This window comes from Mucilaginibacter gracilis, assembly GCF_003633615.1.
In the GTDB taxonomy this organism is placed as follows: domain Bacteria; phylum Bacteroidota; class Bacteroidia; order Sphingobacteriales; family Sphingobacteriaceae; genus Mucilaginibacter; species Mucilaginibacter gracilis.
On sequence record NZ_RBKU01000001.1, the window covers coordinates 1,634,459 to 1,658,698 of the forward strand.

Consider the following 24,240-nt stretch of genomic DNA (forward strand, 5'->3'; position numbering starts at 1 on the left):
AAACAGGCTGCGCTAACACTTTAGCAATTTTGATGCCTTAAATATAGAGTTGAACGTTATAGCTGTTGGAACGGAACATCAAGTAGCTCAAAATTTTGCCAACCTATAAAATCAAAGTGCCACCATTCGTTATCAAGTACTTTAAAACCGTGGCTTTGCATAGTTGTTTTTAGCAATTCGCGGTTTTGAATAACCTGCGCCGGTAGCTCGTTATAATCTGAAGCAGCAGTTGCGCTAAAGCTATCAAAAGGTGTTGGCATAGGCAGTTCAATGCCTGTTTTAATATCTATCAGGCTTAAATCAACGGCACATCCGCGGTTATGCCTCGATCCCTTTTTAGGGTCGGCAACAAAGTTTTTATCGCTGGCCTTTATATAAAACTTTTCGGTTACTGCATAAGGGCGATAGGCATCATAAATTTTAAGGCCCAGGCCTTTTGCCTTTAAATCGTTTTCAACAGCTTTGAGGGCCTTAACAACGGGTAGCCGTGTAAAAGCACGCGCCTGGTTATACATGCGCTGGTGCATAAAATTATTGCTTGTAGCGTAGCGTATATCGAGATGTATGCCGGGAATGTATTTTATAATTTCGACCAAGGCCTTGTTAGGGTTGAGCTTTATTTGTTGCAGGTACATTGCTTTATCGGCAATATGCAACGAATCGCGATAGTTTTGCGCCCCGGCATTGGTGTAAATGCCGGTAAATAATAGCATAACTAAGCAATACTGTGCCGCATTTTTTATCATATAAATAGTTAGCGGTTGGAAACAATAAGCAGGTCCAGATCTTTACAGGGCATATTAAACCTATCGCCAATATGCTTGTTGGTGAGGTGCCCCTGGTAAATGTACACCGCGTTGCGCACGCCTGTGTTTTGCCAAATTACATTTTTAAGGCCGCCCTGCTCGCCAATGTCCAATAAAATTGGGGCGAATATATTAGTTAAGGCGTAGGTAGCCGTGCGCGCCACGCGCGATGCTATGTTGGGTACGCAATAATGTATCACATCGTATTTGCGGAAAACCGGATTGGTGTGGTTGGTAACTTCGGAGGTTTCAAAACACCCTCCCTGATCAATACTTACATCAATTATAACCGAGTTGGGTTTCATCCGGCTAACGGTAGCCTCGGTTACAATGCAAGGGCTGCGGCCGGTTTGGGCGCGCATGGCGCCAATGGCTACATCGCAGGTAGTTATTGCCTTTTCGAGCACAATGGGTTGCACTACCGATGTAAATACCCTGCTGCCTATATTGGTTTGTAAACGGCGCAGTTTGTAAATAGACGGATCAAAAACCTTAACCTGGGCACCTAATGATATGGCAGTGCGGGCTGCGTATTCGCCTACGGTGCCTGCACCTAAAATAACAATTTCGGTAGGGGGTACGCCGGTTATACCGCCAAGCATAAGCCCCTTACCTTCAAAAACATTACTTAAATATTCGGCTGCAATTAAAATTGAGGTTGCGCCCACAATTTCGCTCATGGCTCTTACTACGGTTAGGGTGCCGCCTTCGTCTAACAAATCTTCAAAACAAAGGGCTGTTATTTTTTTTTGCTGAAGGGCCTGTATGTATTCGGGCTTTAAGGTAGAAATCTGCAGGGTCGAAATCAGCGTTTGGTGAGGTTTCATCATCCCAATCTCATCGGGAGTAGGCGGTGCTATTTTGATGATGATATCGGCTTCGTAAACAGATTTGGTGTCGTAAACTATCTGTGCGCCCTGTTCGCTATAATCTTTATCTAAAAAATTGGCGGCTTTACCGGCATTGCTTTCTAAGATAACCTCGTGCCCGTTATTAACAAGCAAGGCTACCGAAAGTGGTGTTAGCGCAATACGGTTTTCCTGAAACGATACTTCGCGGGGAATGCCAATATAAAGTTTGTTTTTTTTATTCTTTACTTCGAGCATCGACTCCTGCGGCTGCATCATGGCCTGCTTTGCGATGTCGGAAAAACCAGTTAAAATCCCTGAACTCATATTTCTCTAATATCCGGTTGATGAAGGTACGCAAAAAGATAAATATATTAAAGGCTTGTGTTGAGGTATATTTCCCTTGTATCATCTGGCAATACTTTAATATTAATATCAATATATTTATCCGGAATAAGATCGGGTATCATAGCGGGCCATTCTATAAAGCAATAATCGCCCGAGTAAAAGTATTCTTCGCAACCCATATCAAGTGCTTCGGTTTGATTTTTTAAACGGTAAAAATCAAAATGATAAATTTTGCCGGCCGGTATTTTGTATTCGTTTACGATAGAAAATGTAGGGCTGGTTACATTATCATTAACACCCAAAACTTTGCATAATGCTTTAATAAGGGTGGTTTTACCGGCACCCATCTCGCCGTTAAACAAAAAAATTTTGGAGTTAGCAGCCTGCGAGATGATTTTAGCGGCGGCTTGTGGTAAATAGTCAATGGAGTTAACTTCGATAATCATTGCTCAGATTTTATTTCGTATAAAACCAAATCTAAACCAGCAATTTTTTTAAATCCTTTATCGGCGGTAATAATTGGTAAAGAAAAGGCCAAAGCAGATGCCGCAATTATTGCATCGGGTATCTTTAACTTGTATGTTTTTCTCAATTCTATAGTGAAGGCTTTTATTTCCTTATTTATATCTAATACTGTAACCGAATCAATAAAATCATTTAAAATTTCAATTGCCGATGGGGTGTTGCCATGAAAAGCAAACAATTCTATTTCTGTTATAATTGAGATGTAAATTTGCCGGTCTTGTAAAAAATTGGCTAATACCGGGTCACCGTTAAGAAAATAGATACAGGTATTTGTATCTAAAAATGTTTCATCTCCATTCATCGCGAAGTTGCTGCTGAACTTTTAATCCATCCTCATCTGTTTTTAACGCGCCGGAAAATTTCTTTGCATCAAACTTTTTTTTAGGTTTACGTTCGGCCAGTATTTTTTTCAGGCTTTGTATATCGGTGTCTTTATTCAATACTAATACCATAACCAAATTTAAATAAAAAAATCCCATTCATAAAACGGGATTTTTATTGATGTTTTACTTAGGCCCGTAGGTTGCAATAGGGATAATCATCTCCTCTAACGATATGCCGCCGTGCTGAAAGGTTTCGTTATAAAAGTTAACAAAGTGGTTGTAGTTGTTTGGGTAAACAAAGTAGTTATCAACCTTGGCAAATACAAAACTTGAGCTAACGTGTAGTTTAGGCAACATCGCATCGTGCGGGTTGCGGATATGGAAAACCTCTTTAGGGTTAAAATTTAAGTTTTTGCCCTGTTTGTAACGCAGGTTGGTGTTGGTGTTACGGTCGCCAATAATTTTGCTTGGGTTTTTAACCCTTATGGTGCCATGGTCGGTAGTGATGATAACTTTTACCTGTTTTTGGGATAAAAACTTTAAAAGCTCGTACAAGGGCGAATGCTCAAACCACGATATGGTTAAAGAGCGGTAAGCTGCATCGTCGCTGGCCAATTCGCGTATCATTTGCATATCGGTACGGGCGTGCGATAGCATATCAACAAAGTTGTAAACTACTACGTTCAAATCGTTCTTCATCAGGTTGCTCACACTCTCGTTAAGCGCGCGGCCCTCATCAATGTTTAATATTTTGGTATACGAATATTTGCATTCTTTACGAAGCACACGTTTAATCTGGTCGCCAACAAAATCGGCCTCAAATAAGTTTTTTCCGCCTTCGTCCTCGTCGTTTTGCCACATTTGGGGATAGCGTTTTTCCATGTCTAAAGGCATTAAGCCCGAAAATATGGCGTTACGGGCGTATTGCGTAGCTGTAGGCAGTATACTAAAATAGGTGTCTTCTTCTTCTAACCTAAAATATTCGGCTATAATAGGGTGTATCATGCGGTATTGGTCGTACCGTAAATTATCTATCAGGATAAAAAATACGGGCACATTGCTTTCCAGTTGCGGGTACACCTTCTTTTTAAACAATTGCGGAGAAATAATTGGCGCAGTATCCGGGTTTTTAATCCAATCGATGTAGTTTTTTTCAACAAATTTTGAAAACTGCACGTTGGCTTCGGCTTTTTGCAGCGTTAATATCTCGTGCATTCCGGCATCTTGCAATTGCCCCAGTTCAAGCTCCCAGTAAATTAATTTTTTATAAACATCAACCCATTCCTGGTGGCTTAAATTGTCATTTAAGGTCATGCCGAGTTGCCTAAAATCTTGCTGATAGGCCATTGTGGTTTTTTCGGTAACAAGGCGCTTGTTCTCGGTAAACTTTTTAATGGTAAGCAATATTTGCCGCGGGTTAACAGGCTTAATAAGGTAATCGTCTATTTTTGAGCCAATGGCATCTTCCATTAAATATTCTTCCTCGTTTTTAGTGATCAGAACAATAGGAACCTCTACATTTATATTTTTTATTTTGGCCAGGGTTTCTAATCCGGTTAAGCCGGGCATATTCTCATCTAAAAAAACCAGATCGAAATATTGGCTCTTAAACATGTCAACAGCATCATTACCGTTGGTTACTGTTGTTACTTTGTAACCTTTTTCGGTTAAAAAAAGAATATGTGGTTTTAGCAGATCAATTTCGTCGTCGGCCCATAAAATGGTGGTATCTTGCATGGTAAATTTTGTATATTGAGTATTAACCCATAAACATAGCTTTTGTTGCTCACATATACCTAGTATTAACAAAAATTAACTAAAATAAAATGCCGCATTTAACCATAATTTAACATTTTTGTACCATATAACAAACGTTGAATAAAAAGAAAATTATAAACGATCCGGTATACGGATTTATCAATATTCCGTCCGAACTGATATTTGATTTGATAGAGCATCCGTACTTTCAGCGGTTGCGCTACATCAAACAATTGGGAATGACGCACTTGGTTTACCCCGGTGCGCTGCATACGCGTTTTCACCATGCTTTAGGTGCCATGCACCTCATGAGCTTAACTATAGAAACCCTTTGCAATAAGGGGCAAGATATAACGCCCCAAGAAGAGGAAGCTGTTACCATTGCTATTTTACTGCACGATATTGGCCACGGCCCTTTTTCGCACGCGCTGGAACAAACCATTGTTGAGGGTATATCGCACGAAGACATATCGTCGGTTTTGATGGACAGGCTAAACGAATTGTTTGATGGCCGGCTTAACATGGCAATTGATGTTTTTAATGGCACCTATCATAAAAAATTTTTGCACCAGTTAGTTTCAAGCCAACTGGATATGGATAGGATGGACTACCTGACAAGGGATAGCTTTTTTACCGGCGTCTCCGAAGGGGTGATTAGTTTTGACAGGATAATTAAAATGCTTGACGTTAGAGACGACCATGTGGTTGTTGAAGAAAAAGGTATCTATTCTATCGAGAAGTTTTTGGTTGCCAGGCGTTTAATGTACTGGCAGGTTTATTTGCATAAAACCGTTATAGCCGCCGAGCTGATGCTGGGCAAAATACTGGAACGTAGCCGCGAGCTATCATTAGAGGGCGAAAACCTGTTTGCAACCCCCGCGCTCAAATATTTTTTAACAAACAATATTACTATCAACGCTTTTGTAAATAGTAACAATGATTTAGATACCTTTGCAAGCCTTGATGATACCGATATTATGTCGGCCATTAAGGTATGGGCAACGCATGATGACTTTATATTATCAATGCTTTGCAAAAACCTTATCACACGAAATTTATATCATGTTGAGATAAGCAGCGTACCGCCAACTGTAAGCGTAATAAATGAGTTGGTTGCAAACGCTATCGAAAAGTATGGCATAACCGAGGATGAAGCCTCGTATTTTGTTTTTACAGATAGTATAACAAATAAGGCTTATAAAATAGGTGATGGTAATATACGTATATTGATGAAAGATGGTAGCGTGCAGGATATTACAACGGCCAGTGATAATTCTAATTTAGAAGCATTGGCCAAAACCGTAAAAAAATATGTATTATGTTGTATCAAAGGCTTATTATAAAACGTAATAGACCATTTGATAATAATTTGTTGCTTTAATTTTAACGTTTAAATTTGTCCGATGCAATTTACCGCACAGCAAATAAGTTTTATGCTTAATGGCACCGTAGAGGGTGACCCCAATGTGTCGGTTAATCAACTGGCCAAGATAGAGGATGCAGGTTACGGTTCCCTGTCTTTTTTGGCGAACCCTAAATACGAGCAGTATTTATATACCACCAATGCATCGGTAGTTATTGTTAATAACGATTTGGTGCTGAGCGAAGAAGTAAAAGCAACCCTGGTAAGGGTTGAGAATGCTTACAGTGCCTTTACCATTTTGCTAGAAAAATACAATACCATTAAATTAAATAAAACCGGTATTGAGCAGCCAAGCTTTATACATCCATCAGCAAAAATTGGTGAAAACGCGTATATTGGAGCATTTGCCTATATAGGCCCCGATGTTAAAATTGGTGATAATTGTAAAATATTCCCTAATACCTATATTGCGGATGGGGTTGTTATTGGCGATAATGTTACGTTGTATGCAGGTGTAAAAATTTATTTCGACTGCCTTATTGGCAACCGCGTAATTATACACTCGGGTACAATTATTGGTGGCGATGGTTTTGGCTTTGCACCTAATGCCAACGGTAGCTACACCAAAATAAGCCAGATAGGTAACGTAATACTGGAAGACGACGTAGAAGTTGGCTCAAACACCACTATCGACAGGGCTACGCTGGGCTCAACCATCATTCGCAGAGGTGTAAAGTTGGATAACCTGATACAAATAGCACATAATGTTGAAATAGGTGCCGATACCGTGGTTGCGGCGCAAAGCGGGATTTCGGGCAGTTCAAAAATTGGCGAAAATTGCATTATTGGCGGCCAGGTAGGTATTGTGGGGCACATCAGCATAGCTAAGGGTACACAAATACAGGCAAAATCGGGCATAAGCCGCTCAATTGATATTGCAGGAAAAAAATGGGCCGGTGCTCCGGCATCTGCTTATACAGATCATATGCGGTCGCAGGTGGTGTTAACGCGTCTGCCCGACTTAGAAAAAAGAATTATTGAATTAGAAAAAATAATTGCTGAATTACGCACTGAATCTAAATAAATTAAGCTGCTTGCAATTACAGATAGTATGAATGCGAAACAAAGAACTATAATGACCGAGGTTTCGGTATCGGGCACGGGCTTACACACCGGCGAAAGAGTTACAATGACTTTTAGGCCAGCCGCCGAAAACCATGGTTATAAATTTAGAAGGGTTGATCTGGAAGGTTCGCCGATAATTGAAGCCGATGTTGATAATGTTACCGATACATCGCGCGGAACAACAATTACTCAAAATGGCGCCAGCGTAAGCACGATAGAACATGTGCTGGCTGCGCTTGTTGGTTTAGAGATAGACAATGTTTTGATTGACCTTGACGGGCCCGAAACGCCGATAATGGACGGCAGTTCAATTTTGTTTGTTAATGCCATACTGGAGTCGGGCTTTATGGAGCAGGACGCCGACCGGGAGTATTACCATATTACAGATAACATACATTACTCGGAACCAGACCGTAAGGTGGAAATGGTGGCCATGCCGCTTGACGATTACCGCTTCACTTGCATGGTTGATTATAACTCGCCGGTGTTGGGCAGCCAGCATGCCAGTATATCAACCATTGCCGAGTTTAAAAAAGAAATAGCATCGAGCCGTACTTTTTGCTTTTTGCACGAACTGGAAATGCTGTTAAAGCACGACCTGATTAAAGGCGGCGACCTTAACAATGCCATAGTTGTGGTTGACAAGCATGTTAGCCCCGGCGAATTAGACCACCTGGCTAAATTGTTTAACCGCGAAGATATTGACGTTGCCCCGCAAGGTATATTAAATAATATTGAACTACGCCACCAAAACGAGCCTGCCCGCCATAAGCTTTTAGATATGATAGGCGATTTAGCACTGGTTGGTGTGCCAATTAAGGGCCATATTATGGCTGCAAGGCCTGGCCACGCTGCCAATGTTGCCTTTGCTAAAAAAATAAAAGCCATTATTAAAAAGGAACGCAGCCGCAAACACTTTAAAGTTTACGACCCCAACGCCAAGCCGGTTTACGATACCGTGCAGATAATGAATATGCTGCCACACCGCTGGCCGTTTTTAATGGTTGATAAAATACTGGAGCTTTCAAAAACGCATGTTGTTGGTTTAAAGAATGTTACCATGAACGAAGATTTGTTTATGGGGCACTTTCCGGGTTCGCCAATATTTCCGGGTGTTTTGCAAATTGAGGCTATGGTGCAAACCGGCGGTATTTTAGTACTCAATACGGTGCCCGATCCGGAAAATTATCTTACCTTGTTCTTAAAGATAGAGAATGCTCGTTTTAAAAGCAAAGTAGTACCGGGCGATACCCTGATATTTTATTGCAATTTACTTCAACCAATTCGGCGTGGTATTGCGCAGATGAAAGGTATTGGAATGGTAGGCGAGCGTATTGTTGTTGAAGCCGAATTAATGGCGCAAATTGTAAAAGTTAAAGGTTTAGAGGCATGATCCAACCACTGGCGTATATACACCCACAAGCAAAAATAGCCGGCAATGTGGTTATTGAACCTTTTGTAACTATTGATAAAGACGTTGTAATTGGCGAAGGCACCTGGATAGGGCCCAACGTATCTATTATGAACGGCGCACGCATTGGTAAAAACTGCCGTATTTTTCCGGGAGCAGTAATATCGGGCATTCCGCAGGATTTGAAATTTGCAGGTGAAGAAACTACCGTTGAAATTGGCGATAATACAACCATCCGCGAATGCGTAACCATTAACCGCGGAACAAAAGACCGTTGGAAAACCGTAATTGGCAACAACTGCCTCATTATGGCTTATTGCCACATTGGGCACGATTGTATTGTTGGTAATAATTGCATTTTTAGCAACAACACCACACTGGCCGGCCACGTTACTATTGACGATTATGTGGTACTGGCGGGTATGGTTGCCATACACCAGTTTTGCCACGTAGGTTCGCATGCGTTTGTAACCGGTGGTTCGTTAGTGCGTAAAGATGTGCCGCCATATGTAAAGGCCGCCCGCGAGCCACTATCATATGTGGGTATTAACTCGGTAGGTTTGCGCCGCAGAGGGTACTCATCACAACAAATAAACGAGATACAGGATATTTACCGTACCATCTTCATCAAAAAACACAATTTTACCAAAGCGCTTGATATCATAGAAGCCGAAAGCCAACCTACCGAAATACGCGACGAGATTTTGGATTTTATCCGCAACTCAAACCGCGGTATCATGAAGGGTTTTGGTAATCAGTAAATTAGTTCATGGTTCATAGATAATAGTTCATAGCCTGATTCTATAAATCATTGTAAAAGTTCACCATGATCTATGAACCATCAACCATGAACTCAATATCCATTTCCCTCCAAAACATAGGCCGCCGCTTTAACCGCGATTGGATATTCAGGGATGTAAATTATAGTTTTGGTAACAACCTGGCTTATGCCATTTTGGGGCCAAACGGTTCGGGTAAATCTACTTTGCTGCAAATACTCACCGGCAGCTTAACCCCGTCGGCAGGAACAATAGATTTTTTAGTTGGCGATAAACCCGTTGAGATAGAAGCGGTTTACAAGCACCTGAGTTTTGCTGCCCCCTACCAGGAATTAATTGAAGAATTTACGCTGGACGAAATGATTGATTTTCATTTCCAATTCAAAAAATACCGGGACGGTTTAAATAAGGCTGCTATTGTTAACTTGCTGGGTTTACAAACCAGTAAAAACAAATTGCTCCGCTATTTTTCGTCGGGCATGAAACAGCGTACCAAACTTGCCCTTGCCTTTTGTGCCGATACCGAAATGTTAATGCTTGATGAGCCTACGTCAAACCTTGATGCCCAGGGCGTAGAGTGGTACCTGCAACTTGCCGAAAAGTTTGCCACTAACCGCCTAACCATTATTTGCTCCAACCAACCGCACGAATACGGCTTTTGCAGCCAAACCCTCAACATCAGCAATTATAAAAAGCAAAGTTGAGTTCCGTTTTTTCGTGCCTACATTTTATTTTATTAGTTTTAAGCTTCTAATAAAAAAAGCATTATAATGATAAAAAAACTCTTACTAAGCACCTGCATATCGGCTATAGCTTTGGGCACTTTGGGGCAAGCCAAGCTTGTTGAAAAAGTAACGCGCAAGGGCAACGAAATTGTAATACCATACGAAAAATATGTTTTGCCCAACGGCTTAACGCTGATATTGCACGAAGACCACTCGGACCCGGTAGCGCATGTGGATATAACTTACCACGTTGGTTCGGCACGCGAAGAGATAGGTAAATCGGGCTTTGCTCACTTTTTTGAGCATATGATGTTTGAGGGATCCGATCACGTAAAGGATAAGCAGCACTTTAAGCTGATAACCGAGGCTGGCGGAACCCTAAATGGCTCAACCAACCTTGACCGTACCAATTATTTTGAAACCGTGCCAAGCAACCAGTTAGAAAAAATGCTTTGGCTGGAATCTGACAGGATGGGGTTTTTATTGAACGCCGTTACGCAAGAAAAATTTGAGATACAAAGAGCAACCGTTAAAAACGAGCGCGGTCAAAATTACGATAACCGCCCATACGGTTTAATGAGCGAATATGTATCAAAAAACCTTTACCCATACGGGCACCCGTACTCGTGGTTAACCATTGGTTATATTGAAGAGTTAAATAAAGTGGGCGTTAACGATTTAAAAAACTTTTTTTTACGCTGGTATAACCCCAATAACGCCACGCTAACCATTGCAGGCGATATTAACGCCAAACAAACCATTGCCTGGGTTGAAAAATATTTTGGCCCTATACCGCGCGGCCCCGTGGCAGCAAAAATGCATTTGCCTCCGCCTGTATTAACTGCCGATAGGTATGTATCGTACACCGATAACTATGCGCAATTACCGTTATTAAGCATTACTTACCCCGGTGTTGAGGCTTATAATAAAGACGAAGCGGCATTGGATGCCCTGGCGGCCATTATTGGCAGGGGTAACAACTCCATATTGTATCAAAACCTGGTAAAAACGCGTAAGGCAGTACAGGCTACTATGAACTCGCGCAACTCCGAGCTATCGGGCGAGATAAGCCTTACTGTTGTGCCTTATCCGGGGCAAACCCTTGCAGAGATGAAAGCAGGAGTAGAGCAATCGTTTAAAGATTTTGAGGCCCGCGGCGTATCCGACGAGGATTTAAAACGCATTAAAGGTAGTTCCGAAGCTCAATATATTAACGGGCTGGCAAGTGTATCGGGCAAGGCATCTGAGCTGGCCTTAGCTCAAACCCTAACCGGCAACCCCAACCAGATACAAAACGAACTGAAAGAAATTGACGCCGTTACCAAAGAAGATGTGATGCGCGTTTATAACCAATATGTAAAAGGTAAGCCAGCAGTTATTTTAAGTGTATTGCCCAAGGGGAAAGAAGATATGCGCCTTGCTGCTGATAATTACACCATTGATAAATCGGGCTACAAAGCGCCGGATTACGGTTACGCCAGCTTAAAATACAATAAGGCTGTTGATAATTTCGATCGTAGTAAAACACCGCCTGCTGGTCCGGCAGTTGTTATTAAGGCTCCGGCTTTCTGGACGGCTAAAACCACCAATGGCATTGATATGATTGGCACCTTTAATAACGAAATACCAACGGTATCGGTTTCGTTATCAATTAAAGGTGGCGGTTTGTTAATGGCTAAAGATGCGGCGAAGGCTGGTTTACCATCAATTACAGCAAGTATGCTTAATGATGCTACCGAAAAATATACCGCCGAGGCACTAAGCTCCGAACTGCAAAAATTAGGAAGTTCGATTGTTGCTACAGCAGATGATTACGAAATGGGTTTCCGCGTAGCCGCGTTAAAGAAAAACCTTGCACCAACAATGGCACTTTTAGAAGAGCGCTTATTGCATCCTAAATTTACACAAGATGCGCTCGACCGTATTAAAAAACAAGCCATACAGGGTTTAAAAAATGCTAAAACCCAACCGGCTTTTGTGGCCAGCAGTGTTTACGACAAGTTGTTAAAAGGTACTAAAAACATAAGCACCTACGCAGTATCGGGCACACCCGAAACTGTAGCCAATATTACCCTGGCCGATGTGCAGGCATTTTATGATAACAACTTTTCGCCATCTGTTAGCGAGGTGGTAGTGGTTGGCGATATTACCGAGGCAGAGGCCCGTGCTAAACTTGCCTTTTTAAATGGCTGGAAAACAAAAACGGTTGATATACCGGCACCGGCTGCCGGTAATACTTTTAGCCAAACTAAACTATATCTGGTTAATGTGCCAAAGGCTGCCCAGTCGGAAATAAGGATTGGTTACCAAACCAACCTGACGTATGATGCCCTTGGCGAATTTTACCGTGCCGGAATTATGGACTTTGCCCTTGGCGGTGGTTTTAACAGCCGTATTAATTTAAACCTTCGCGAAGATAAGGGTTGGACGTATGGTGCAAGTTCGCGCTTTACAGGCGATAAATACGATGGATCGTTTGTGGCTGCGGCTGGCGTTAAAGCTGGTGCTACCGATAGTTCGGTTGTGGAGTTTATCAAGGAGATTAAAAATTATCAGCAAAAAGGCATCACACCTGCCGAGCTGGTTTTTACCAAAGCCTCTATTAGTCAAAGCGACGCCCGTAAATACGAAACAAATGCGCAAAAAGCTGCCTTTTTAAGCCGGATACAGGAATATAATTTGAAGCCAACTTTTGCCGACGAGCAAAACAAAGTATTACAAGGTATAACCAAAGCAGAAGTTGATGCTTTGGCGGCCAAGTATTTGGATTTGAATAAGATGATTATATTGGTAGTTGGCGATAAAGACAGGATTTTGCCTGGCCTGCAAAAACTGGGATATGATATTGTTGAATTAAATGCCGATGGGGAGCCTTTGGCCAATAAATAGTTACTTGTAATTTTCAACTCAAGTGGCTAAGTTTGCGGTTTAATTTTTAAGGATTTTTATGTCTAAAGCTTCGGAAATAAAAAATGGAAGTATACTTCGCTTTAATGGCGAACTGATACAGGTGGAAGAGTTTATACACCGCACACCTGGCAACCTGCGTGCCTTTTACCAGGCGCGTATGCGTAACATTAAGAGCGGTAAACTGGTTGAATACCGTTTCCGCACGGATGAAGATGTTGAAATTGCCCGCGTTGAAACAAACGACTACCAGTTTTTATATATGGACGGCGATGCTTTGGTGGTAATGGACAACACCACTTACGACCAATTTAACGTACCAAAAGGCTTATTTGGCCCGGCAGTGAAATTTTTAAAAGAGGGCACCAACGTAATAGTGGCCTTTGAAAGCGAAGAGCCTATTATGGGCCAAATGCCCAACTCGGCCGAGCTGGAAATTACTTATACCGAACCTGCCGTTAAGGGTGATACATCAAGCGGAGCTTTAAAAAGTGCTACCGTTGAAACAGGTGCCGAAATTAAGGTACCCCTGTTTGTAAACATTGGCGATAAGGTAAAGGTTGATACCGCAACCGGCAGCTACGTTGAGCGTGTTAAAGGATAATTAATATAATTTAAATATGGAAAGCCCCGAAAGGGGCTTTTTTGTTGCCAACCAAAACTAAAAAATTGAATAGCAAACAACAACTACGTAAACTGTACCTAAGTAAGCGAATGGAACTTTCGCCGGAAGAATATCAATCGGGGAATGATAAATTGCTTGGCCATTTCGAAAAGATTGATCTGGAGGGTATTAAATGCATCCACTTATTTTTGCCGATGCTTGAACGGAGGGAACCTGATACTTTTTTGATAATAAGTTGGTTGAAGCAAAATTACCCTGCCATTAGGTTAGCCTTTTCTAAATCTGACTTTGCTACAACCAGCATGCAGCATTTTTTGGATGATGAGCACCTTGAAATAGATAGTAATGATTTTGGTATCCCCGAGCCAATTGCAGGGACTATAATTGATGTAACCGAAATAGATATGGTGATTGTGCCCCTTTTAGCTTTTGATAAGCAAGGCTACCGCGTAGGTTACGGAAAGGGTTTTTATGATAGGTTTATGGCCCAGTGCAAACCCGGCACCCAATTTATTGGCCTATCGTTTTTTGAACCTGTGGATACGATAGAAGATAGTAATGAATACGATGTGCGCCTGCATAAATGCCTTACTACGCAAACCCTGTGGGCGTTTAGCTAGTAGCGGTAATATGCTTTGCCGCCATTATTAACGGCGTTACCTGCTAATTCGGCATTATCTAACTGTTTGCTAAACCAGGCATCCCACTGTTGCTGGTTGTTAACATTGCTCATGTGTTGGGTTTGATATTCATAGTCGTCGTTAATTTTGTGATATTTACTTTCAATATCCTTAAAAACGGCTACAATTTCGGCCTGATAGTTTGATGTATAATGCCTGCGGGTAAAAGCCGCGTACAACTCGTTACGCATAAGGTAGGCAATGTTGTAATGGCCCTGCTCGTGCCGTAAAACGCTTGATAGCATTTCGCGGTTTTTCATCAAATCAAACCTTATCCACGATTTTGCTGCGTTAACCTGCACCCGTACATTAAAATCAATAATATAATTGCCATTATGCCTTACAGGATTATAAGAGTAACTTACATAGCAATTGGTATAGGCGGCAAAAGCGTTGTCGGCAACCGGGATTGCGGCAAAATCTGCCTGGGTAAGCCGGTGGTAGGTTTGCGCCGAAAGCAAACCAGGTGAAAAAGAAACTATCGTAACAACTAATCCAACAAGCCTTTTCTTCATTTTATTACCGATAACTACAAATAGACCAATTAATTATGTGATGGTTTATTCAAAGGGCTGTCACTAACCAGTCATAAAAAAAACCGGAATCAAATTGGTTCCGGTTTTTTTATGACTATATGTTTTTAATTGCCTTTTGGGCCAATTGGGTTGTTTTGGCTTAATACGTTTAGGGCCATCATCTCTTTCATGGTGCGCTGCATGTTTTCGCCAGAGCCATCGAGGAAGATAACGTTGCCTTTAGAGTTTTCCGAAAAGTGTTTAATAGCTTCGGTCCACATGGTAAATAAAATTACCGACGTATCCATATCAGCCTCCTTCATTTCTTTCGCGGCAACGCTCATGCCCTTGGCCACTTCCTCGCGGAAGAGGGCTATACCTTGTCCGCGTAATTGAGCGGCAGAGCGTTCTGCTTCGGCAGATATTTTGATGGCGTTACCTTCGGCCTCGGCAGCCTTGGTTTTGGTGATGAGCAAAGCCTGGCCCTCGTTTTCGGCGGCGGCCTTTAAGTTGTTTGATGCAACAACCTGGCTCATCGATTTCATAATTACATCGTCGAAGGTAATATCGTTCAACTGCAAATCTTGCAGGTGGTAGCCCCAGCTTTCTAATATCTGGTCTATCTGGTCCTTTACGTGGTCAACAATGTCGCGCCTTAAAATTAGTACATCGGCCTGGCGTTTTGTAGCCACAAATGCGCGGATGGAGCCTTCAACTGTGCGCACAAGTGCCTGCATCAGGTTACGCTCATCAACAAATTTAAAGGCTACGTTTTTAATAGTTTCCTCTTCCTGGTTTAAAACCGAATACAGCAACATGGCTTTAAAGTAAACATTGGCCTGATCCACCGTTACGGCTTGAAACTCCAGCTCAACCGAACGGTTTTGGATGGATATGCGCGACGATATCATTTCTATCAGCGGGAGCTTAAAATTTAAACCCGGTGATAAAATGCGGCTATACTTGCCAAATACCGTTACCACGGCAATGGTGCCCTGCTGTACAGATACAAACGACGAAAAGAGTAATACTAAAACTATAAATGCGATAATTAACGGTACTGCTATCATGGTTTTGGTTATTTGTTTAACGAATATAGGTAAACGTTTATAAATGGTTGGCTTTTTGATAGGTATTAATTAAAATACACATTATGAACATGAAACGCACTTTTGGAGCGATATTAACTATACTGGGCATTGTTGGCTTAATTTACGCCGGTGTAACCATTATTAACCACTCGGCGGCGGCAACAAGCATTAGTGTTTTTGCCATTATAGGCCTTTTGTTTTTCTTTTCGGGGATAAGCCTTGTGCGTGTTACCAAAGACGAAGCGTAGCATAAAACATCTCTATTAAGATTTGTCAACTTTTTAAAAGTTGACAAATCTCTCTCTGCTAATCAACCCGATTAATTACCCCATCGGCACTAATGCTTAGGCCCGATTGCGGAAAATCGGTTTCTGTAAGATATTTTATACGGGTAACGGCACGGTTAAGGCTATCGCGCTCAAGGCCGTTTGCATGCGTTTGTTTAAATGCAATAATCTGCCCATTTAAAAACTCGCCTTTTTTATTGAGTTTAACTTTTAATAAAGGTGCCAAACCACACACGCCCGAAACACTTACGCTTTTATAAGTGCAAAAATTACCAAGGCTGTAAGCTATCAGCCGGTTTTTATAAAGTTCCATAGCGCGGCTAACATGGGGGCCGTTGCCAAAAATAACATCGGCTCCTGCATCAATGGCGTTATGGGCAAAGGCGTGTACATCGCCGCGGTTTTCGCCAATGTAGCTTTCTTTTTTAAAGGGTACGTGTTCAAAGGCGGCTCCCTCGCCGCCGCCATGAAAAGATACGATAACAATATCAACCTGTTGTTTTAAGCCTTGTATAATAGCGGCAGCGTTTTTAAAATCGTGCAGAGATACCACCTGGCTGTTTGGCGAAAAAGCACAAAAGCCATATTTAACGCCCTTTATAGTAAATATGGTTGATGGGTGGGTTTGCAAGCCCGCATAGTAAATGCCATTACTATCTAAAGTATTGGTGGTGCTTTGGCGACCACTATCCCCAAAATCATCAATATGGTTATTGGCTACGCTTAAAACATCAAAACCGGCAGCCTTAAAAATGCTGCAATACTTAACCGGCATCCGGAAAGAATAGGGTTTCAGTTTCTTTTTTCCGATTGGCGTGCCGCTATCTGCTAAAGCACCTTCAAGGTTGCCAAATGCTACATCAGCATCTTTAATATATTTCTCGGCGGCTTTAAAGCTGCTTTTGCCACTATCGGGCGGAAGGGTATAGGCAGTTGGGTATGCAGTGCCCAGCATCATATCGCCAACGGCAGCAATAGCTATAGTAGTATCAATGGTAGGTTGGGGGGCAACGGGTTTTACAACAACAATTGGTTTGGTATGTACAGCAGCGGTATGGGGCTCATTGGTACAGGCAAATAACAGCAATGGTGCTAAAAGCGTAATATGAATTTTGCGGCGCTTCATTTTTAGGCAAAAAAAAACCTTCCGATGGGCGAAAGGTTTTTCAATTTAGGTTCACTATTGGTTAGTTATTTTGAATCCGTTGCAGATTCTTTTTCCAATTCTTTTTTAAACGAGTCTAACAAACGGCCACCGCGATAAAAGTAGCGGCTGTAATAATCGTCGTCCAGGTTATTGATAGACACACCCTTTAAAGAAGCGTGTGCAAATTTGTTATTGCCTAAGTAAATGCCCACATGCGAAATGCTGCGGCTATGTATTTTAAAGAATACTAAATCGCCTTCTTTAAGTTCGTCTTTTTTAACAGGGCTAACCATGCTAAAAATATCACGCGAGTTACGTTCGATATTGAGGTTGAACACTTTACTATACAACTCTTTAGTAAAAGCTGAACAATCGATGCCTTTTTTAGACGATCCGCCAAAACGGTAAGGAGTACCTATCCAATCATAAACAAATTGAAAAAGTTTAACATTTGAGGTTGTAGACAGCGCTACGCCCATTATTTGCGAAAGGTAATCTTTAACTAAGCTTTTATCCTGTTCTTCAGTGGTTTCCGGAGCGGAGTTTGGTATAGATTTTGTTTGAGCTTGTACATTAGCAACTGAAAGGCTGATGAATAATGCAAGTGCGATAGACAGTTTCTTCATTTAATCTCTCTTTGTTGTATTAGGGGAGTGCAACAATTATTAAAATTGATAACATTTTTGCTTATCAAACGGACATCGTTTGGTAATTTTTTTGTTAACAGTTGTCGAAGATAGTCTTAAAAATCTCTTTTCCAAAAAAAATCTAATAAAAGATAAACAAAGTGGCTGCGGTTTCGCTTTTTACGCGGATATAATTAGATTTGCGCATCTTAAAATTTTAAAGATCTTTTTTAACACATGAGTTCAGTCGCAATCACCAAAGACACTTATCTGCATTGGTACGAATCAATGCTTTTAATGCGCAAGTTTGAAGAAAAGGCAGGTCAATTATACGGTCAGCAAAAAATAAGGGGCTTTTGCCACCTGTATATTGGTCAGGAAGCGGTGTTAGCCGGTGCCATGTCGGTTATTAAGCACGAAGATAGTATGATAACAGCTTATCGCGATCATGCTCATGCTTTGGCCAAAGGCACACACCCTAACGCCGTAATGGCCGAACTTTACGGAAAAGCCACCGGCTGCTCAAAAGGTAAAGGCGGCTCAATGCACATGTTTGATAAGGAAAACCATTTTTATGGCGGCCACGGTATTGTGGGCGGCCAGATACCAATGGGTGCCGGTGTTGCATTTGCCAACAAATACAGCGGGCGCGATAATGTTAACCTTTGCTACATGGGCGATGGTGCAGTGCGCCAGGGTGCATTAACCGAAACCTTTAACATGGCTGCGCTGTGGAAACTGCCTGTAATATTTATTTGCGAAAACAATGGCTATGCTATGGGTACTTCGGTATCGCGCACAACCATACAAACCGATATTTATAAATTAGGCTTACCTTACGGCATACCATCGTCGCCGGTTGACGGTATGGACCCGGTTGCGGTACACAACGCTATGGACGAAGCCGTTGAGCGCGCACGCAAAGGTGATGGCCCAACGTTTTTAGAAATGCGTACCTACCGTTACAAAGGGCACTCCATGTCCGATCCGCAAAAGTACCGCACTAAAGACGAGGTTGAAAGCTACAAAGCTAAAGACCCTATTGAAACCGTTAAACAAGCTATTTTAACAGAAAAATATGCCGACGATAAATGGTTTGAAGAAATTGACGAAAAAATTAAAGCTATAGTTGACGAATCAGTTAAGTTTTCTGAGGAATCGCCTTGGCCGGAGGCATCCGAGTTATATACCGATGTGTATGTACAAAAGGATTATCCATACATCAGAGACTAATTATAGGTTCATTTATAAAAATATAAAACTATTCATCAAATAAATATATGGCTGAAGTAGTTAAAATGCCTAAAATGAGCGATACCATGACCGAAGGGGTATTAGCTAAATGGCATAAAAAAGTTGGCGATAAAATAAAATCGGGAGATGTGCTGGCCGAGATAGAAACGGATAAAGCCACTATGGATTTTGAATCGTTTCAGGATGGTACTTTATTATACCTGGGTGTTGAAGAAGGTAAAGCTGTACCTGTTGATACCATTATTGCCGTATTAGGTAAAGAAGGCGAAGATTATAAAGCCGCCTTAGCTGCCGATGGCGCAAGCGCGCCCAAAGCCGAAACTGCCCCGGCTGCCGATAAGGCACCTGCCGCCCCAGTGGAGGCTAAAAAAGAAGCAGCTCCGGCGGTTGACTTATCAAAAATACCGGCTGTGGTTATCCGCATGCCTTTGATGAGTGATACCATGACCGAAGGTGTTATTCAAAAATGGAACTTTAAGGTAGGTGATAAAGTTAAAAGCGACGACTCGTTAGCCGATGTTGAAACTGATAAAGCTACCATGGATGTTGTTGGCTACGAAGCCGGCACACTACTATACATTGGCGTTGCCGAAGGCCAGGCTGCCAAGGTTAACGAAATTATTGCCATTGTTGGTAAAGAAGGTACCGACATTACGCCGTTATTAGCTGCTGGTAATGCTGCGCCTGCACCTGCTGCAAGTGCCGAAGAAGCTGCACCTGCAACCGAAGCTGCCGCTGCTCCAACAGCCGATGCCGAAACTGCCGACGAAAGCCGCATTAAAGCATCGCCACTGGCGCGTAAAATTGCTAAGGATAAGGGCATTAGCCTTACCCAAATAAAAGGCAGTGCCGAAGGTGGCCGTATTGTTAAAAAGGATGTTGAAGGTTATACACCATCGGCACAACCTGTAGCAGCAAGCGCCCCTGTAGCTGCCGAAGCTGCTGCACCTGCCGCCGCAAAAGCAGCACCTGCACCGGTTAAAATACCCGAGTTTGTGGGTGTTGAGAAATTTACCGAGAAACCTGTTACACAAATGCGTAAAGCAATTGGCCGCCGTTTAAGCGAGAGCCTGTTTACTGCACCGCATTTTTATGTAACCATGTCGATAGATATGGACCAGGCTATTGAGGCCCGTAACAAAATTAATGCCTACGCCCCAACTAAGGTGTCGTTTAACGATCTGGTTTTAAAGGCTACCGCTATTGCTTTAAAACAGCATCCTAATATCAACTCAGCATGGTTGGGCGATAAAATTCGTTATAACGAGCATGTGAACATTGGTGTTGCCGTTGCTGTTGACGAAGGTTTGCTTGTGCCGGTTATTAAATTTGCCGATGGCAAATCGTTAAGCCACATTAGCGCCGAGGTTAAAGACTTTGCCGGAAAAGCCAAAGCCAAAAAACTACAGCCTAACGAAATGGAAGGCTCAACCTTCACCATATCAAACTTAGGTATGTTTGGTGTTGACGAGTTTACCGCCATTATTAACACACCAAACTCGTGTATATTAGCTGTTAGCGGTATACAGGCAGTGCCGGTTGTTAAAAACGGTGCCGTAGTACCAGGCAACATTATGAAAGTTACCCTAAGTGCCGACCACCGCACAGTTGACGGTGCTACAGCCGCCGCATTTTTACAAACCCTAAAAGCACTTTTAGAAGAACCTGTTAGGTTGTTGTTTTAAAAGTTAAGCTTAATTAATATTTGAAAAGGCGATATCGAAAGATGTCGCCTTTTTTGTGGGGATGGATTAAAGGTGGGCTTGCGGTCTTATGGATGGGCTAATTGAATTAGGCTAAAATCTATTTGGGTACAACTCTTAGAATTGGATGTCCTTTTTCGTCTTTAAATTCAAATAACTTTCTTGATTTTAAAAATGCCTGAAGTTTAGGAAAATGAAAGTCTCTATAATCAACAGGCGTATATGTATGCAGATAGGATCCAACAGCTGCAATTCGAGCCCAACCATTTGGGTTGGCTGAGCTTTGGACCGCTTTAAGTAAATATTCGTCAACCTTTTCGTTAGTCAAAATTTCTTTACTTATTTCGATTCTATTTATTGTGGCGGGAATAATTATAGTTTCCTCTGAATTTTTATTTTTAGCCGGTAGAGATTGAGGTTTTGCTTCTTCAATCTTATTTTCAAGTGCGTTATTTATAAGGTTGCTTATGTTAATGCTGAACTGCCTTGTAAATTTTTGTCTAAAATCAGGTATACCATTGTAGGACTCTGTTAATCCTTCCAGTCTCATTTTTTCTTTGAAATTTTTTAATACAGTAAATTGAGTAATATCAATTTTGTCCGGCTCAATGGGTGATTGAGAAAAATATAACATTACAGGCTTCTTTAATTTCAAAAACTGTTCAATTTCTTCAACTGTTCCGCTAACTGCAATGCCAGTATTTGTACCTATTCGAGTCCAAAAAACGCCAACTAAAACATCGCAGTCTTCAACAAGTTGTTTATTTATAATAGCTTGTGGCCTATCACCCATAAGTGGGGCTGAATGCGTTTCCCATTTTATGGGCATCAAAACAACCTTACTAATCATAGCGTTTATTGCATTCCAATCATTTATGACATCTGGGATAACGTCTCTTTCGTTGCCAACATCACCAGGAGAAGCCACTAATACTCTAAAGATTTTTGCATCGAACGCCATAAGTTTAGGTTTAGAAATTTGTTATAATTCAACCAATATACATAGTATCATTCATTTGTTATTAGATATTATTATAATTGTTTTTCTCTTGAGTGCATTCTCTTGTTCAAGCAGTAACTGTAAACAAAAAAGAGCCACAAGTCTCCTCATCGCTCTTAATATGTTGTATTAAACTCAATTGCCTTCAGGATCTCATGCCTTGTAGTTGTGCGCATCTACGCTTTTGAAATGCCGGATTTTTTAATTGGCATTACATTGTTGGCGCAAACATAGAGGTCTGGCTGGGCGGGTTTGACTGTCGTTTTCAGTGTACCGAAACTACGTTGTTAACGAACTTTACTCAAACTGCAATTCCCAATTATCTTCGCCGCCGTCTACAATGCGGAAAATTGTTTTTTCTACTGTTTGAGTGCCATCTGTAGAGGTGACGTGTATGGTTTCGTGGTCGTGAAATTCTTGTGTTTTGGGTACCATAATGGCTCTTACCGAATGTGGATCGCCGGGGACTGTTAAAGTTTTCATGGGTTGGGTGTTTTGATATTGGTTTAACAAGGCATATCAAAATAAGTTTCTTTTTGTTTTTGAGTGCCCGGGTTACAAGTAGCTGTGCAGAACGGAGATGAAGTATTGACGACGAGCATGACACTCTTTTTTACCATACAAAAAAAGAGCAACAAGTTACCTCATTGCTCTTCAAAATATTGATGTTTTAAACCTTACACCATATAGTTCCAACCATATGGGTCGGCAGTTACGCCGTAGCGTATTTCGTCCAGGGTTTTTAATACCTTTTTGGAGAACTCGCGCTGAGTTGGGTCGGGCAGGGTGTAAACATTACCTTCGTGTTCAATTACGCCTATGGGGGCTATGGTAGCTGCGGTTCCGGCACCAAAGGCATCGGTTAGTTTGCCGTTTTTGGCACCCTCCAGTATTTCGGCAACGCTAACGCGGCGTTCTTCAACCGGGTAACCCCAATCGCGGGCCAGTTGTAAAACAGTATCGCGGGTAACGCCCTTTAAAATGGTATCGCGGGTTGATGGTGTAATGAGTTTACCATCTAAAATAAACATCACGTTGGCGGCGCCTAACTCTTCCATGTAGGCGTGTTCTTTGCTGTCTGTCCAAATTAATTGGTCGTAACCTTCTTCAACCGCTTTGCGCGATGGCAGCATGGCGCCACCATAGTTTCCGGCTGCTTTGGCATAACCAAAACCACCTTCGGTTGAGCGCGAAAAATGAGTTTCTATTTTAACCTTTAACGGTTTGGTAAAATAAGGGCCAACCGGGCCGGCTAATACCATGTATTTGTAGGTTTGCGATGGCTGTACTCCCAAAAATGGGTCGGTAGCAAACATAAACGGACGGATGTATAGCGAGTGGCCCGCTTTTGTAGGTATCCAGTTACTATCAATATCAACCAGGGCAGCTATGCTTTGTACAAAAATATCTTCGGGCAATTGCGGCATGCACAAACGCTCGGCCGATTTATTGAAACGGGCGGCATTCATGTACGGGCGAAAAACGGATACTTTGCCATCGACATGTTTGTAGGCTTTTAACCCTTCGAAAAACGACTGGCCGTAATGCAGCGACGAAATTGCCGGACTCATGCTAATATTACCATAAGGGACGATCTGGAAGGCTTTCCATTCGCCATCGGCGTAATCGGCCACAAACATGTGGTCGGAAAACGTGCGTCCGAATGGTAGGTTTTCAAAATCGGTTTGTGCTAAACGCGAGTTTTGGTTTTTGGTGATGCTGATGTCGAGTGTTTCTGTCATGGCCTTTTCGATATTAAGGATAGAAAGGTGCAATTTACGGAATTTGTTTTGAAATGGTAAACCTCAATAATATAGATATGTTAATTAGTGGCGAATGATTATTGCCATCCCCTACAGTTTGTGTGTTAATTTAGACTGATATTGCCCTGCGAGTCACGCTGATGATCTTTTTTGTTATCAGTAAAATACAACCTAATCATCTTTTCCGCTTTCAACGAATCTAAAATTGTAATGGTTACTCTGGCGTTTTTATTGTCGGTTATAAACAAGCCCAAATCTCCTTTTGATAGGTATCCGTTGCCGAATTTTTTGCTATGCCTTTCGCCCCAGCCGCCAAACTCTTTTTCTGCATCAAATTTTATAACCTTTATCTCTTTTATGTTGGCCCATAAATAGCTTGTTTGTCCATCGGTAAAAGGCGGATAGCTAAATGTTACACCCTTAGGGCTTACTTGTAAAGTTAAACTTGCCCTTATGCCGTATGATAGGGCAAAAAATGCAAATAAAATGCAAATCACCGCTATAATTTGCGCCACCTTTGGCGCTTGCTTTAAAATGAAAAAGAGAAAAACGCCCAACCCTATTAAAACCAATACGAGGATGATGGATAAAGCGGGATCTAAAAGTTTAGAGTTTTCTAATAACATGTGGC

Annotated in this window: 25 protein-coding genes; 11 read left to right on the forward strand and 14 right to left on the reverse strand. The window is 41.8% G+C overall.

Annotated features, from left to right (window positions below; all coding sequences use genetic code 11):
* Positions 1 to 56: 56 nt before the first annotated feature.
* From BDD43_RS07000 to porX, 6 genes are read right to left on the reverse strand one after another with little or no spacing between them, the layout of a single operon-like run.
* Positions 57 to 713: a M15 family metallopeptidase gene (locus BDD43_RS07000; RefSeq protein WP_162846996.1), complete on the reverse strand. Its 657-nt coding sequence runs from the start codon at positions 711 to 713 to the stop codon at positions 57 to 59.
* Between the two features lie 41 nt (positions 714 to 754).
* On the reverse strand, positions 755 to 1,981 hold the full coding sequence (locus BDD43_RS07005; protein ID WP_121197005.1) for an alanine dehydrogenase: 1,227 nt from the start codon (positions 1,979 to 1,981) through the stop codon (positions 755 to 757).
* 47 nt (positions 1,982 to 2,028) lie between these two features.
* Positions 2,029 to 2,448, reverse strand: a complete 420-nt coding sequence (tsaE, locus tag BDD43_RS07010) for a tRNA (adenosine(37)-N6)-threonylcarbamoyltransferase complex ATPase subunit type 1 TsaE (protein WP_121197006.1) — start codon at positions 2,446 to 2,448, stop codon at positions 2,029 to 2,031.
* Positions 2,445 to 2,828 carry a type II toxin-antitoxin system VapC family toxin gene (locus tag BDD43_RS07015; RefSeq protein ID WP_121197007.1) on the reverse strand — a complete coding sequence of 128 codons (384 nt, stop codon included), beginning with the start codon at positions 2,826 to 2,828 and terminating at the stop codon, positions 2,445 to 2,447. The genes tsaE and BDD43_RS07015 overlap by 4 nt, the downstream gene beginning before the upstream one ends.
* Positions 2,815 to 2,979, reverse strand: a complete 165-nt coding sequence (locus BDD43_RS29930; protein WP_162846997.1) for a hypothetical protein — start codon at positions 2,977 to 2,979, stop codon at positions 2,815 to 2,817. Before BDD43_RS29930 ends, BDD43_RS07015 begins: the two co-directional genes overlap by 14 nt.
* A gap of 54 nt (positions 2,980 to 3,033) precedes the next feature.
* On the reverse strand, positions 3,034 to 4,587 hold the full coding sequence (gene porX, locus BDD43_RS07025; protein ID WP_121197009.1) for a T9SS response regulator signal transducer PorX: 1,554 nt from the start codon (positions 4,585 to 4,587) through the stop codon (positions 3,034 to 3,036).
* A gap of 137 nt (positions 4,588 to 4,724) precedes the next feature.
* On the opposite strand from porX, the gene BDD43_RS07030 reads away from it, so the two are divergent.
* The 8 genes from BDD43_RS07030 to BDD43_RS07065 all read left to right on the forward strand — a co-directional run bounded on the left by BDD43_RS07030 (position 4,725) and on the right by BDD43_RS07065 (position 14,163).
* On the forward strand, positions 4,725 to 5,951 hold the full coding sequence (locus BDD43_RS07030) for an HD domain-containing protein (RefSeq protein WP_121197010.1): 1,227 nt from the start codon (positions 4,725 to 4,727) through the stop codon (positions 5,949 to 5,951).
* Between the two features lie 60 nt (positions 5,952 to 6,011).
* Positions 6,012 to 7,055, forward strand: coding sequence for a UDP-3-O-(3-hydroxymyristoyl)glucosamine N-acyltransferase (lpxD, locus tag BDD43_RS07035; protein ID WP_121197011.1), 1,044 nt, complete (start codon positions 6,012 to 6,014; stop codon positions 7,053 to 7,055).
* 27 nt (positions 7,056 to 7,082) lie between these two features.
* Positions 7,083 to 8,489, forward strand: a complete 1,407-nt coding sequence (locus BDD43_RS07040; RefSeq protein ID WP_121197012.1) for a bifunctional UDP-3-O-[3-hydroxymyristoyl] N-acetylglucosamine deacetylase/3-hydroxyacyl-ACP dehydratase — start codon at positions 7,083 to 7,085, stop codon at positions 8,487 to 8,489.
* The gene (gene lpxA / locus BDD43_RS07045; RefSeq protein WP_121197013.1) at positions 8,486 to 9,268 is read left to right on the forward strand and encodes an acyl-ACP--UDP-N-acetylglucosamine O-acyltransferase; all 783 of its coding nucleotides are present in this window, start codon (positions 8,486 to 8,488) and stop codon (positions 9,266 to 9,268) included. Before BDD43_RS07040 ends, lpxA begins: the two co-directional genes overlap by 4 nt.
* 95 nt (positions 9,269 to 9,363) lie before the next feature.
* Entirely contained in the window at positions 9,364 to 9,990 is a 627-nt protein-coding gene (locus BDD43_RS07050; protein WP_162847205.1) for an ABC transporter ATP-binding protein, read from the forward strand.
* Between the two features lie 66 nt (positions 9,991 to 10,056).
* The gene (locus BDD43_RS07055) at positions 10,057 to 12,900 is read left to right on the forward strand and encodes a M16 family metallopeptidase (RefSeq protein ID WP_121197014.1); all 2,844 of its coding nucleotides are present in this window, start codon (positions 10,057 to 10,059) and stop codon (positions 12,898 to 12,900) included.
* Positions 12,901 to 12,958: 58 nt separating this feature from the next.
* A complete protein-coding gene (gene efp, locus BDD43_RS07060) occupies positions 12,959 to 13,522 on the forward strand; it encodes an elongation factor P (protein WP_121197015.1) in 564 nt (187 codons plus the stop codon).
* A gap of 65 nt (positions 13,523 to 13,587) precedes the next feature.
* Complete coding sequence (locus BDD43_RS07065; protein WP_246001486.1) at positions 13,588 to 14,163, forward strand: 5-formyltetrahydrofolate cyclo-ligase; 576 nt, start codon at positions 13,588 to 13,590, stop codon at positions 14,161 to 14,163.
* Here the strand turns inward: BDD43_RS07065 and BDD43_RS07070 are convergent.
* Both BDD43_RS07070 and BDD43_RS07075 read right to left on the reverse strand, forming a co-directional pair.
* The gene (locus tag BDD43_RS07070) at positions 14,160 to 14,738 is read right to left on the reverse strand and encodes a DUF922 domain-containing protein (RefSeq protein ID WP_121197016.1); all 579 of its coding nucleotides are present in this window, start codon (positions 14,736 to 14,738) and stop codon (positions 14,160 to 14,162) included. The two genes, BDD43_RS07065 and BDD43_RS07070, sit on opposite strands and share 4 nt — an antisense overlap.
* 125 nt (positions 14,739 to 14,863) lie before the next feature.
* Positions 14,864 to 15,808 carry an SPFH domain-containing protein gene (locus tag BDD43_RS07075; protein ID WP_121197017.1) on the reverse strand — a complete coding sequence of 315 codons (945 nt, stop codon included), beginning with the start codon at positions 15,806 to 15,808 and terminating at the stop codon, positions 14,864 to 14,866.
* A gap of 89 nt (positions 15,809 to 15,897) precedes the next feature.
* Between BDD43_RS07075 and BDD43_RS07080 the strand changes: the two genes are divergently transcribed.
* Entirely contained in the window at positions 15,898 to 16,077 is a 180-nt protein-coding gene (locus tag BDD43_RS07080) for a hypothetical protein (protein WP_246001488.1), read from the forward strand.
* Between the two features lie 58 nt (positions 16,078 to 16,135).
* On the opposite strand, the gene BDD43_RS07085 is transcribed toward BDD43_RS07080, so the two are convergent.
* On the reverse strand, positions 16,136 to 17,242 hold the full coding sequence (locus BDD43_RS07085) for a CapA family protein (protein ID WP_121197019.1): 1,107 nt from the start codon (positions 17,240 to 17,242) through the stop codon (positions 16,136 to 16,138).
* Between the two features lie 65 nt (positions 17,243 to 17,307).
* The gene (locus BDD43_RS07090; RefSeq protein ID WP_121197020.1) at positions 17,308 to 17,889 is read right to left on the reverse strand and encodes a C40 family peptidase; all 582 of its coding nucleotides are present in this window, start codon (positions 17,887 to 17,889) and stop codon (positions 17,308 to 17,310) included.
* Positions 17,890 to 18,126: 237 nt separating this feature from the next.
* On the opposite strand from BDD43_RS07090, the gene pdhA reads away from it, so the two are divergent.
* A complete protein-coding gene (gene pdhA / locus BDD43_RS07095; protein ID WP_121197021.1) occupies positions 18,127 to 19,122 on the forward strand; it encodes a pyruvate dehydrogenase (acetyl-transferring) E1 component subunit alpha in 996 nt (331 codons plus the stop codon).
* Between the two features lie 47 nt (positions 19,123 to 19,169).
* Positions 19,170 to 20,828 (forward strand): pyruvate dehydrogenase complex dihydrolipoamide acetyltransferase, encoded by a 1,659-nt coding sequence (locus BDD43_RS07100; protein WP_121197022.1) that lies wholly within the window; start codon positions 19,170 to 19,172, stop codon positions 20,826 to 20,828.
* 118 nt (positions 20,829 to 20,946) lie between these two features.
* On the opposite strand, the gene BDD43_RS07105 is transcribed toward BDD43_RS07100, so the two are convergent.
* The 4 genes from BDD43_RS07105 to BDD43_RS07120 all read right to left on the reverse strand — a co-directional run bounded on the left by BDD43_RS07105 (position 20,947) and on the right by BDD43_RS07120 (position 24,235).
* Positions 20,947 to 21,807, reverse strand: coding sequence for an OST-HTH/LOTUS domain-containing protein (locus BDD43_RS07105; protein WP_121197023.1), 861 nt, complete (start codon positions 21,805 to 21,807; stop codon positions 20,947 to 20,949).
* 336 nt (positions 21,808 to 22,143) lie between these two features.
* Positions 22,144 to 22,329, reverse strand: coding sequence for a hypothetical protein (locus BDD43_RS07110; RefSeq protein WP_147425583.1), 186 nt, complete (start codon positions 22,327 to 22,329; stop codon positions 22,144 to 22,146).
* 194 nt (positions 22,330 to 22,523) lie between these two features.
* Entirely contained in the window at positions 22,524 to 23,588 is a 1,065-nt protein-coding gene (locus BDD43_RS07115) for a branched-chain amino acid aminotransferase (protein WP_121197025.1), read from the reverse strand.
* A gap of 125 nt (positions 23,589 to 23,713) precedes the next feature.
* A complete protein-coding gene (locus BDD43_RS07120; RefSeq protein WP_121197026.1) occupies positions 23,714 to 24,235 on the reverse strand; it encodes a hypothetical protein in 522 nt (173 codons plus the stop codon).
* Positions 24,236 to 24,240 lie beyond the last annotated feature (5 nt).